We start from the raw sequence: 13,441 nt of genomic DNA, 5'->3' as shown, positions 1-13,441 counted from the left end.
ATCCTAACCTTTCAGCTAAGAAATATACACACATTTATTACTAGCATATTTCTTATTTATATTGTCGAATTATAGTATTTTTAAGCTACTGACTTTAATTATATGTAATAGTCAAAGAATTGTCAATTAATAAATTTGAACATTTTAATATGTAAACTTAATGTAATCTGTTAAATAATAAAAAAATCCTTTAATATTTCGAAAATACTGTGTTAATTTACCAACTATATATTAAAATAAACACGGATATTTGGGTCCGTACTAAATAAATAGTACATTTTAGTAAAAATGTGTTTGACAGAAAAACATTCTTTATTTATACTATAGATAAATAATAAATTAGTTCTTTATTGAATTAGATTCAAGTTCCTTATTATTTGGATTGAAAGGAGAATTATATTGTCAACGAAATTGGAAACTAAGAAAACCATGAATGCATTAGTTAAAAAATATCCTAAAGAGGGTCTTTGGCTAGAAGAAGTACCTGTTCCAGAAATGGGTAAAAATGACGTGATGATAAAAATAGAAAAAACATCTATCTGTGGTACAGATGTTCATATCTACAATTGGGATAAATGGTCAAGTGAAACTGTTCCTACCCCTATGGTCATTGGTCATGAATATGTTGGAAGAATAGTTGGTTATGGAGATAATGTTAAAGGATTCAGAATCGGAGAGTTAGTATCTGGTGAAGGTCACATTGTGTGTGGTCATTGTCGTAATTGTTTAGCTGGACGCAGGCATCTATGTATTAACACAAGCGGTGTAGGTGTTAATAGACCTGGTGCTTTTGCTGAATATCTTGTGATTCCGGCTACTAATGTATGGTTGTGTGATGAGAATATTGATAGGGATGTTATTAGTTGTTTTGATCCCCTAGGTAACGCTGTACATACTGCATTATCTTTTGACCTTGTAGGCGAGGATGTACTTATTACTGGTGCTGGACCAATTGGTATTATGGCATCTGCAATTGCTAAGAAAGCGGGAGCTAGATATGTTGTAATAACTGATGTGAATCCATATCGTCTTGAGCTTGCAAAGAAAATGGGAGCAATCACTGTAGATGTGAGTAAGTCTACTATCAGGGATACTATGCACCAATTAGGTATAAAAGAAGGATTTGATGTAGGTTTAGAGATGTCAGGTAATACACGTGCTTTTAATGATATGATAGATTGTATGGAACATGGAGGCAAAATCGCAATGCTTGGTATTCAGCCTAAGGACACTGTAATTGACTGGAATAAAATAGTGTTCAATGGAATAAATATTAAAGGTATTTATGGACGAGAAATGTTTGAGACATGGTATAAGATGACTTCTATGATTCAGTCGGGACTTGATATTAGTAAAGTCATAACTCATAGGTATCATTATACTGATTTTCAGAAAGGTTTTGATGCAATGAATTCGGGGAAATCTGGGAAGGTAGTTCTTAGTTGGGATAAATAGATTGGTAGATTAGTATAGTGGGTAACGGTCGCGTAGATAGTATAGGAGGAATATTTCGTCAGCAAATTAAACGTCCATGTTTAAATTGCTGAGTTCGCCGTCCATGGCTCACTGCTACATATTCCCCCTATACTATCTACGCTCGATATTTTGAATCATACCTGTTTGATGATCGCTAGTTCAGGATAGTTTATGGCTGAATAAAAATATAAATTTGAATTTAAGATAAAATAAATGAAGAAAGAGGGATGAATGTTTTGTTTGAGAATGCAAAGAAAGTTTATAGGGAGCAGCTTAATGACATCAAGGAAAGTGGATTGTGGAAAAATGAGAGAGTTGTTACTACGCCACAGAGTGGGAAAATTGATACTTTGTCTAAGAAGCAGGTTCTTAATTTTTGTGCTAATAATTATCTTGGTTTGGCTTCTCATGATTTTGTGATAAAGGCTGCTAAGGAAAGTTATGAGAAATGGGGATATGGTCTTTCTTCGGTACGTTTTATTGTGGGAACTCAAAAGATTCATAAAGATCTGGAGAAGAAAATATCGGAATTCTTGTATACAGATGATACTATTTTATATTCATCGGCTTTTGATGCTAATGGTGGGTTGTTTGAAACAATCCTTACAGCTGAGGATGCTATAATAAGTGATGAGCTTAATCATGCTAGTATTATTGATGGTATTAGATTATGTAAAGCTAAAAGATATCGTTACCTTAATAATAACATGGAAGACCTTGAAGAGAAATTGATTGAAGCTGATAAAAATGGTGCAAGATTGAAATTGATTGCTACTGATGGGGTTTTCTCTATGGATGGTATTATCGCTAATCTAAAAGGTATTTGTGATTTAGCTGATAAATATAACGCTATGGTTATGGTAGACGACAGCCATGCAACTGGTTTTATTGGTAAAAAGGGTCGTGGTACTCATGAATATAGAGATGTTATTGGTAGAGTGGATATTATAACCAGTACTCTTGGTAAAGCTCTAGGTGGTGCTAGTGGTGGTTTTACAAGTGGCAGGAAAGAGATTATTGATTTGCTTCGTCAGCGTTCAAGACCTTACCTGTTTTCTAATACTTTATCTCCTGCGATTGCTGAAACATCTCTTAAGATACTTGAAATGTTATCGGATTCCACAGAGTTTAGAGATAAGTTAGAAGAAAATACTAAGTATTTTAGAGAGGGTATGAAAAAAGTTGGTTTTGATATTCCAGATGGTGAGCACCCAATTGTACCTATTATGTTAGGTGATGCTGTAGTTGCGCAGAAGATGGCTGAGAAAATGCTTGAGAAGGGCGTTTATGTTATTGGATTCTACTATCCAGTTGTTCCAAAAGGTAAAGCTAGAATAAGGACACAGATTTCTGCTGTACATAGTAAGGAAGATTTGGATGTGGCTATTAACGCATTTTATGAAGCAAAAAAAGAATTAGATGTTTAATTATTAAAAGCCGTAAGAATTAACTAATAAATGGATGTATTCCTAATTAACTCTTTATCAAAGAATTTTATGGGATGCATCCATTATTTAAGCTGTAAACATTACTATTATTACTTTGTTTATCCTATTAAAAAGGTTATCCCCCTTAGATTTTATCTATTTGAAGAGATAACCTTATTACAATTTTATTTTTATCTATTTCTTTGATTCACAGTCACACTGTGCAGGGCAACTACTACATCCACTGCACTTTTTCCCAGCCTTTTTATCTTTATACATTTTATGGATTGCTAATCCTACTAAAAGAATAATTATACCACCAGCAATGAAGTTTCCCATATTAAGCTATCTCCTTTTGTTGTCGGCTTTGATTAATACCTGTTACTCCTCCATCTTTCTTTTTCTTGATAAGTGTCACTAATAATATAACCGCAACTATTAAAATTATTATTGATGCTACGAATCCTTCTGCAGGTTTACCATATACGATAAGTGAACCTATTTGATTAACTAATAGAGCTAACATATATCCTATACCAAACTGCATTCCTATAGCTCCCCACAGCCATTTCTTAGAACCCATTTCAGAGTTCATTGCTCCAATAGCTGCGAAACAAGGAGGTGTGAATAAATTAAAGAACATATATGACAAAGCGCTAACCGCTGTTAAACCACCAGCTACCATAAGCACATTATCACTACCTGGTGTACTAAGTACTGCTTCAGCATCATCACCAAATAATGCAAAGCATACAGCAAGTGTTGCAACCACATTCTCTTTAGCAATGAATCCAGTAACTGCAGCAGCTGCAAATTGCCAAATTCCAAATCCTAATGGTATTAACAAGAATGCAACTGGCTTAGCGATGATTGCTAACATACTTGAACTTACTCCTTCGTCACCAACTAGATGTAAGCTGAAATCGAAAGATTGTAGAACGAATACTACTGCATTACAAACTAGGATAATTGTACCAGCTTTTATAATAAAACCTTTTGCACGATCCAACATGGAAAGTGCTGCACGTTTAATACTAGGTAAACGATATTCTGGTAATTCAATCATAAAATAATTAACTTCTGTTTCTGCATTAGTAATTCTTTTAAGTAATAATCCCACAAGAATAATCAATATAATAGCTACAAAGTAAGTTATTGGAGCCATATATGGTGCTTTTGGGAAGAATACTGCAACAAACAGACCAATAATAGGTGCCTTAGCACCACAAGGAATGAAAGGTGTTAACATTGCTGTCATTCTTCTTTGTCTTTCACTCTTGATTGTTCTTGTTGCCATAACTCCTGGAATCGCACAACCATATCCTACTACCATAGGAATAATGGATTTTCCTGATAGTCCGATCTTTTTGAAAAATCTATCCATAACAACCGCAACACGTGCCATGTAACCACAATCTTCTAGTAATGATAATAAGAAGAATAATACCATGATTAATGGTAAGAAACCAAGTACGGCGCCAACTCCACCAATAATACCTTCAACAATTAATGCTGTTAAGAAATCATTAGTTCCTGCACTTTCTAAGCCTCCTGATACTGCATTTGTCAACATTTCAATTCCTGTTTCTACATATCCAGCTAATAGAGGCCCTAACCATGATTGTGATATGTAGAATACTGCCCACAATATTAAACCAAATATGGGAATTCCTAACCATTTGTGAGCAACAATACGGTCTGCTTGGTCAGCAATAGTTACTTTACTTGATTTTATTTTTCTTACTTCAACTTTTTTAGTTATTTCATTTACAAAGTTAAATCTTAATTTATCTGCTTTTTCTGCATCTGCTTTAGTTTTTATCTGAAAATCATCTTCCATAATCTTTGGAGCTACTTGACCGGCCTTTTTATTACCGTACTCTATAGCAGAAGCAGCTAATTCATTTAATCCAACTTCTTTTAATGCAGAAGTTTCGATAACTTGACAATTTAATAGATTCTTAAGTCGTGATACATCTATGGTAAGACCATTTCTCTTAACCATATCATATTTGTTAAGAGCTACAACAACAGGAATACCTAATTCCAAAAGCTGAGTTGTAAAAAATAAACTTCTGTTTAGGTTTGAAGCATCCACAACATTAATAATAACATCAGGATTTTCTTCTTTCACAAAATCACTGGTAATACTTTCCTCTGAAGTAAAAGGACTCATTGAGTATGCTCCAGGCAAGTCTACAACCATGACTTCTTCAGATTTTTTTGTTTTTAGATTACCCTTTAGTTTCGCAACTTTTTTTTCTACTGTAACCCCAGCCCAGTTACCAACATGTTCAAGCTTTCCTGTTAACGCATTGAACATAGTTGTTTTACCACTATTAGGGTTTCCTGTTAATGCAATTTTCATCTTTTACCACCTTTTTTCATCATATTTTATAATATTGATAATCATTATCGTTTCATAAGTTCATTTATTTTATAACTAAGTAATATTAGCAGCCCTTGATTAGACTACTATTAATGCTCCATATTCTCATTCTAAGCAACTTGTATTATTTTAGCTAATTGTTCGTCAATACCATAACGACTATCTTTAATGTTAATAATGTAATTAGATGCTATTTTAGATATTATTGTCACTTTTTCTCCTTCATAACAACCTAGAGAAAAAAGAAACTTAACCATATCCTCTTGCCCTGATATAGAATTAACCGTATATTCCTTGTTCATTTTTGCTTTTGATAAAGTCATAACATCACTTCCTATCTCTTTTATATCGTTCTATTTTAATTAGATACCAATGAAGTTTTATGGTACTTACTTTAAATCTATAATATCAAAAATGAGAATCATTGTCAATAATAAAAAGGAATTTATTGAAAAAGATTATCAGATTCACTATATATTTTTCATTTATCAAAGTATCTTTCTTCATTACGATTTATTATGAATAGAAAGTTTGTTTAGACTATACTTAAGTATAGAAGGGCTGTATCAAAATACATTTGTTTATCCTTAAGGATATTGACTTCAATAATATATTGTGATACAGCCCCTTATAATTACTATTTGTTTATTTTAATTATTTTTTATTCGTAAGCTCTATATAACATCGCTGCGCCTATTATTCCAGCGTCGTTACCTAACTTAGCCACTTGTACTTTTGTTTTGAATGCAGGTTCTCCACCATATATTTCATCTATAATCTCTTTTCTAAGAGGGTTTATTAGATTATCTCCTTGCGCAGATACTCCACCACCAAGTACAATTATTTCTGGTTGGAAAATATTAATTACATTAACAATACCTACTGCTAAATGCTTAATATAATTATCAATTACTTCCCCAGCGACTTTATCTCCTGCCTGAGCAGCATCAAAAGGAATCTTAGCATTCATTTTGCTTAGGTCACCATCAACCAAATCATTGAGTTTTGAATCTTTGTTTTTGGCTGCTGCTTCTTTTGCATCTCTTATCAATGCTGTAGCTGATGAATATTGTTCCCAACATCCTTTTCTTCCACAATTACATTGTATACCATTAAAATCAATAGATACATGCCCAAGTTCTGCACCGCCATTAAAGCTGCCGCCGATAATCTTACCATCAATTATGATACCGCCACCAACTCCGGTTCCTAGAGTAATAGCAACTAAGTCTTTATAGTCAACTCCTGTACCACATTCATATTCTCCAAGAGCTGCTACATTGGCATCATTACCAATGTAAACTGGTTTATCGATGTATTTTCTAATCCCATCTCTGATTGGTGTATTTTTAAAGTTAAGATTGTTAGCGTAAACTATTAATCCTTTTTCAGGATCTGGTGTTCCAGGGCTTCCTACTCCTATTGAATGAATATCATCAAGAGATAAACCTTCTTCTTCAATAAGTTTTAAAGCCAACATGGCCATATCTTTTATGATGAGTTTATCATCTCTATCTCCAAGTGTAGGTGTTGAATCCTTTCTTATGATTGTACCATCTTTTGCAACTATAGCTGCTGCGATATTTGTTCCTCCTAAATCAATTCCAATGTTATACATGTAGTCCTCCTTATTTATTGTCTTTTATATATCTTTCTTCATTTCTGCGTTTTAGATTGCCGCTTACACGATTTACTAAATCACTAGCAGCATTATAACCCATTTGTTTTTGTCTATGGTTTATAGCAGCTGATTCTACAATAATAGCTATATTTCTTCCAGGTCTGATAGGTATGGAATGACATATAACTTTATTTTCTAATATCTCAATGTATTCTTCGGTTAGACCTAATCTATCATATTCTTTTTCTGGGTCCCATAATTCTAATTTTATAACTAAATCTATGTTTTGTATTTTCTTAACTGATTCAACACCAAATAGTGTTTTTACATCAATTATTCCAATACCTCTAAGCTCTATGAAGTGTCTTATTATAGCTGGGGATGAACCTAGTAGTGTCTCTTCAGATACTTTTTTAATTTCTACAACATCATCTGCTACTAGACGATGTCCTCTTTTTATAAGTTCTAAAGCAGATTCGCTTTTACCAATTCCGCTCTCACCCATTATAAGTACACCTTCGCCATATACATCAACTAAAACGCCATGTATAGATATTCTTGGGGCTAATTCCACCTTAAGCCATCTTATTATTTCAGCCATAAATGTTGAAGTAGTCTTTTTTGTTTGAAATATAGGTACGTTGTTGGCTTTTGCTGTTTCTAACATATCATCAAAAGGTTCTAATTCTCTGGATAGTATTAGACATGGTATTTTTCTGCTAAAGAGAGTATCTAATACCTTACTTCTCTCACTCTTGTCCATTTTCTCTAAATATGTTATTTCAACTTTACCCATTATCTGAACTCTTTCTGAATCAAAGTAATCGAAAAAACCTGCTAATTGTAATGCTGGTCTGTTAATATCAGAATGGGTTATTACTATATTATCAATTTCTACTTCTGGAGTTAAATTTTTGAGCTTCATCTTTTCTACTAATTTAGTCAATTTTACAGTATACATAAGAATGCCTCCTAAGCTATTTCTTTAATATTTTAGCATATTATAAATGAATTATCATCACTTTTTTATATCTTTTAAAGTTTGTTTACCTAACCGTAAGTCCCGAAGTTGGATAGTAAAGGTGAATGTTTCGCCAGCAAGTTTTACGTCCATGTAAAAAAAGCTGGGTTCGCCGTCCTGGCTCACTACTTCACATTCACCTTTACTATCCATTATGGGGAAGTCTCGTAGATAAAAAAATTTATTTATAGTCCTATTTCTTACTCGTGTTCTTACTCGTGGAAAAAATCATATATAGTTTGTGCAACTTTTCTGTTTATACCTTCTGTTTTTTCTAGCTCGTCTACATCTGCTTTTCGAATTTTTTCTACTGAACCAAAATGTTTTATTAGGTTTATTCTTCGTTTTGGTCCGATTCCTTCTATATCGTCTAGTATGGATTGTATTTGTTTTTTGCTTCTTAGTTTTCTGTGATATTCTATAGCGAATCTGTGTGCTTCGTCTTGGATTCTTGTGATTAGCTTGAATCCTTCGGAGTCTTTATCAATATTGTACTCTATGTTGTTATAAAAAATTCCTCTAGTTCTATGTTTATCATTTTTGACCATGCCGCATACTGGTATTGATAAACCTATTTCATTAAGTACTTTCAGGGCAATGTTGACTTGTCCTTTTCCACCATCCATTAGGATTAGATCAGGTAGTCTAGTAAATTTTCCTAAACTTAAATCCTGTTTTTTTAGCAGCATTTCTTTTTGTTCTTCAAGAGCATGGGTAAATCTTCTTGTCAAAACTTCTTCCATGCTTTTGTAATCATCTGGACCTTTTACTGATTTTATCCTGAATTTTCGATAGTCGCTTCTCTTAGGTTTGCCTTCTTCAAAAACTATCATGGAACCTACTGATTCAAAACCATGTATATTAGATATATCATATGCTTCTAGTCTCTTAACCTCATCTTCAATACCAAGTATCTCTACTATCTCTTTTACAGCTCCTTTTGTTCTCTTGTCTTCTTTTTTTATTTTTTCTCCAAACTGTTCAAATGTGAGTAGAGCATTGTTGGCGGCTAGTTCAACCAGCTTGTGTTTTTCGCCTTTTCTAGGTACTTTTATATAGACTTTCTGACCTTTTTTACTGGTTAACCAAGCATTGATGATATTAGTTTCATCTATTTCTTCTTGAAGTATTATTTCTTTTGGTATAAAAGGTGTTCCAGAATAGAATTGTTTAACAAATTCTGTCATCACTTCTCGTCTATGTAATTCTTCTACACCATCAAGATGAAAATGTTCTCTTCCAATGAGCTTACCGTTTCTAACGAAGTATACTTGAACTAGAGCTTCGTCATGTGCCTTAGCGAATGCAATAACATCTTGGTCTTCCATTGAAGCATTGATAATCTTTTGTTTTCCTGCAATACTTTTCACACTTGACAATTGGTCTCTGTATTCAGCAGCTTTTTCAAAATCTAAATCCTCTGAAGCTTTGTTCATCTTATCCTTTAATATATCTATTACTTTATCATATTTACCGTTTAGGAATTCAATGATCTCTAGAATATCTTTTTTGTACTCTTCTTCTGTTATGTAATTCTGGCATGGTGCATTACATTGTTTTATATGGTAGTTGAGACAGGGTCTTCCTTTTCCTATTTCTTTTGGCAGGCTTTTGTTACACGTTCTTACCTTCCATATTTTAGTTACCACATCAATGGTATCCTTAGCCCCTCTTGTATTAGTATAAGGACCAAAGTATTTGGCTTTGTCTTTTTTCAATTCCCTGGCATATAAGATTCTAGGATATTTTTCATTAATTGTTACTTTAATGTAGGGATAGGATTTATCGTCTTTTAAAAGAGTGTTGTATTTGGGTCTATGTTTCTTTATAAGATTACACTCTAATATAAGTGCTTCAAGCTCAGAATCCGTTACTATATATTCAAATGATTTTATCATAGAAACCATTTTTTTTATTTTATTAGAATGATTTGTTGATTTTCTAAAATACTGTCTTACTCTATTTCTGAGCTTGATTGCTTTTCCCACATAGATTATGTTTCCATACATATCCTTCATCAGATAAACTCCTGGCTTGACAGGTAGCTTTTTTAATTCTTCTTCAATATCAAACATTTATAATCATTCCTTCTACTATATCTGTCTAAATTAAATCTTGTATCTACTATTATACTAATTAACCTCTTGATATTGCAATTCATATAAATTGTGATATATGCCTTTTCTTGCCAATAGTTCTTGGTGATTACCGATTTCTCTGACTCTTCCTTTGTGTAGGACAATAATCTTATCTGCATGCTGAACCGTCGATAATCTATGTGCTACTACAAGAGTTGTTCTTCCCTGCATCAGTTTATATAATGCATCTTGAATCAAGAGTTCTGTCTCTGTATCTATATTGGCAGTTGCTTCATCCAATATAAGAATAGATGGGTCAAAAGCTAAAGTTCTAGCAAATGAAAGTAGTTGCCTCTGTCCAGATGAAAAAGTAGCACCTCTTTCATAAACCTTTTCGCTATATTTATCCGGTAACTTCTGAATGAATTTATCGGCATTAACATACTTAGAAGCTTCTTTTATCTGTTTATCGGTAATTTCATTATTTCTTAATCTTACGTTACTGTTAATGTTGCCAGTGAATAGAAATACATCTTGAAGCATCTGTCCTACATTGTATCTAAGATTATTCAAATCAATATCTTTTACATTATGACCATCAATGAGTATTTCTCCTTTTTGGATATCATAATATCTGCTTATTAAATTTAGTATTGATGTTTTTCCTGCTCCAGTAGCACCTACAAAAGCAACTGTCTCACCAGGACTAACTTTGAATGATACATCTTTCAGCACCCATTCCTCATCGTTATAAGCAAACCATACATTCCTAAATTCTATCTCGCCTTTTAATTTATCTAACTTAACAGCATTTTCATTATTTTCTATTTTAGAGTCTTCATCCAATAGTGTAAAGATTTTTTCTGATGAAGCCATAGCAGATTGTAAAATATTGAACTGCTCTGCTAATTGTTGTATTGGGTCAAAGAAGTTAGATATATATTGAATGAATATAATCAAGGTCCCAATGGACATATCACCTTCCAATACCATATTTCCACCATAGATTAATACAATTGATAACCCTATAACATAAATAAAATACATTGAAGGTCTATATATACCAAATACTATTAATTGCTTCAAATTAGCTTTTTTCAGTTCTTCATTGGCTTCACTGAATTCATCCATTTTTCTTTTCTCTTGTGAGAATATCTGAACAATCCTCATACCTGAAATGTGTTCTGACAAAAAAGTATTGATAGCTGCTACTTTCGTTCTCACTTCTCGATAAGCTTTTCTAGAATGATGCCTAAATAATAAAGTTGCTATTACTAGAAGTGGTATAACTAAAAATATAGCTAATGTAAGTCTCCATTCCAATATAAACATCATAATGGATATACCTGACAACATAAGTACACTTTTAACTGAATTTACTATAACACTAGTATACATTTCATTAAGTGTTTCTGTATCATTGGTAACCCTTGTCACTAATTTTCCTACAGGATTGTTATTGAAGAATTTTATGGATAATCCTTGTATATGAGTAAACACATCATTTCTAATATTATAAATAATCTTTTGGCCTGTATAGTTAAGTAGAATGGTTTGAAAATAACTAATTAACAATCCAAATATCAGTACTACAATAAAAATGATTGTTATTCTTAATAGTCCATTAATGTGGTCCTGCCTAAGCAGCTTAATTTCATTATTAGTTAATAGAGTTACTTCTTTTTCTATATTATCATACTCAATAAAGTATTTTCCATCCTTTAGTATTACTTTTTTTACTTTGTCTAATTTGTTGACTTGTGCACTATCAATTCCTGATACTAAGAAATATGGGTTGTCATAAGTTTCATCATATATGATTCTTGCTTTTTCTGCACTAAGATATTTATTTTTTTCATCTCTTATATAATAGTAGTCTCTTATCTTAACAGCACCTTTTGTATCTTTACTGACAGTGGAATACATAGTATCATATTTTGTTATTATATCATCAACGGCATTTCCAACTAGTACTGGTTTAACAAGCTCTGCGCCTACTACACCAATAAGCAGTACTAAAGAAATGATAATTAATCCTAGATATGGTCTGGCATATGAAAAAAGACGTCTCAGAAGTTGTTTATCATAACCTTTTTTCATATCTACATCTTCATAATCATGCATAAACTAACCTCCTATTCCTTCTCCAACTCTTTTTCCAGTTGCTGTTTCTCAACCATGTTGTAATATAATCCTTTTTGTTCTACTAGACTATCATGAGTTCCTGACTCGATGATTTTACCCTCATCAATAACAATAATCTTATCTGAGTTCTGTATTGTTGAGATTCTATGGGCTATTATTATTGTTGTTTTATCTTTTCTTTCTTCCTTGATATGATTAAGAATCTGTTCTTCTGTATTAGTATCCACAGCAGATACAGAATCATCTAGAATCATTATTGCAGGATCTTTTATTAATGCTCTTGCTATAGATATACGTTGTTTCTGCCCCCCTGATAGAGTAACCCCTCTTTCACCTACAACAGTAGCATATTTGTTGGAAAATTCTATTATGTTATCATGTACATTGGCATTTTTTGCTGCACATTCTATATATTCATCACTAGTTTCTATTACTCCAAAAGCTATATTCCTTGATATGGTATCTGAAAACAAGAAATTATCTTGTGGAACATATCCAATAGAATGACGTAAAACTTTTAATGGTATATCCATGATATCCACATCATCAATGAAAATGGTTCCTCTTGGTGGGTTATACATTCTAAGAAGCATATTCACCAAAGTTGTTTTACCGCTTCCTGTCCTACCAACAATACCAAGGGTTTCGCCTTTGTTAACAGTAACTGATATATTATCAAGTTCCTTAAGCCCTGAGCCCGGATAATTGAATGTAAGGTTATTAATGACAATATCACCTTTGATAGAGTCTATCTGTTTAACTGTTTCTTCATCAATAATTTCTGGTTTTTCATCTAGTATATTTTGAAATCTGGATAATGACGCTAAGCCTTGAGACATAATGTTAATACACCAGCCAAAAGCAATCATTGGCCATACTAACATAAGCAGATATTGTGTAAACGCCACAAAATCTCCAAGAGTTATGTTGCCAAGCATTGTCATATATCCTCCATAGCCTAGAACAATGGCTATACTAAGGCCTGTAACTAACATAGCTAATGGATTCATTATTGCAAATAATTTTATTACACGCATATTTTTATCATAATTATTTTTATTAGTTTCATTGAATGCTTTTATTTCTTTGGTTTCTTGTACAAAAGCTTTTACTACCTGTACTCCTGATATATTTTCTTGTACCATCTCTGACATATGAGCAAAAGCTTCCTGTTTATCTTTGAATCTAGCTCTTATTGCTCTTCCAAAAAAAATACCTCCAATAGCTATTAGGGGCAAAGGTATTATAGCTACCAATGTCAAGTTAAGACTTATCTTAGTAATC

The 13,441-nt window shown here is 32.5% G+C and carries 10 protein-coding genes; 2 read left to right on the top strand and 8 right to left on the bottom strand.

Annotated elements, in window-relative coordinates; all coding sequences use genetic code 11:
• Positions 1-429: 429 nt before the first annotated feature.
• Positions 430-1,455, top strand: coding sequence for an L-threonine 3-dehydrogenase (tdh, locus tag AACQ14_RS11430; protein WP_339363835.1), 1,026 nt, complete (start codon positions 430-432; stop codon positions 1,453-1,455).
• A gap of 257 nt (positions 1,456-1,712) precedes the next feature.
• The gene (locus tag AACQ14_RS11425) at positions 1,713-2,903 is read left to right on the top strand and encodes a glycine C-acetyltransferase (protein ID WP_459112798.1); all 1,191 of its coding nucleotides are present in this window, start codon (positions 1,713-1,715) and stop codon (positions 2,901-2,903) included.
• Positions 2,904-3,098: 195 nt separating this feature from the next.
• Here AACQ14_RS11425 and AACQ14_RS11420 read toward each other — a convergent pair whose 3' ends face one another.
• The 8 genes from AACQ14_RS11420 to AACQ14_RS11385 form a co-directional block, all read right to left on the bottom strand.
• Positions 3,099-3,242, bottom strand: a complete 144-nt coding sequence (locus tag AACQ14_RS11420) for a FeoB-associated Cys-rich membrane protein (RefSeq protein WP_339363721.1) — start codon at positions 3,240-3,242, stop codon at positions 3,099-3,101.
• Position 3,243: 1 nt separating this feature from the next.
• Complete coding sequence (feoB, locus tag AACQ14_RS11415) at positions 3,244-5,271, bottom strand: ferrous iron transport protein B (RefSeq protein WP_339363720.1); 2,028 nt, start codon at positions 5,269-5,271, stop codon at positions 3,244-3,246.
• A 131-nt stretch (positions 5,272-5,402) separates the two neighbouring features.
• Entirely contained in the window at positions 5,403-5,615 is a 213-nt protein-coding gene (locus tag AACQ14_RS11410; RefSeq protein WP_113673601.1) for a FeoA family protein, read from the bottom strand.
• 338 nt (positions 5,616-5,953) lie between these two features.
• A complete protein-coding gene (locus AACQ14_RS11405; protein ID WP_339363719.1) occupies positions 5,954-6,910 on the bottom strand; it encodes an ROK family protein in 957 nt (318 codons plus the stop codon).
• Positions 6,911-6,920: 10 nt separating this feature from the next.
• Complete coding sequence (hprK, locus tag AACQ14_RS11400; protein WP_339363718.1) at positions 6,921-7,874, bottom strand: HPr(Ser) kinase/phosphatase; 954 nt, start codon at positions 7,872-7,874, stop codon at positions 6,921-6,923.
• A 272-nt stretch (positions 7,875-8,146) separates the two neighbouring features.
• The gene (gene uvrC / locus AACQ14_RS11395; RefSeq protein ID WP_339363717.1) at positions 8,147-10,009 is read right to left on the bottom strand and encodes an excinuclease ABC subunit UvrC; all 1,863 of its coding nucleotides are present in this window, start codon (positions 10,007-10,009) and stop codon (positions 8,147-8,149) included.
• Between the two features lie 57 nt (positions 10,010-10,066).
• Entirely contained in the window at positions 10,067-12,136 is a 2,070-nt protein-coding gene (locus AACQ14_RS11390) for an ABC transporter ATP-binding protein (protein WP_339363716.1), read from the bottom strand.
• 11 nt (positions 12,137-12,147) lie between these two features.
• On the bottom strand, positions 12,148-13,441 hold a 1,294-nt coding region (locus tag AACQ14_RS11385; RefSeq protein WP_339363715.1), incomplete at its 5' end, for an ABC transporter ATP-binding protein.

Origin of the sequence: Vallitalea maricola, from assembly GCF_036985595.1 — a bacterium.
GTDB classification, from domain to species: Bacteria; Bacillota; Clostridia; order Lachnospirales; family Vallitaleaceae; genus Vallitalea; species Vallitalea maricola.
Note: the sequence above shows the minus strand (reverse complement) of the source record. Positions and strands in the feature narration are given on the sequence as shown.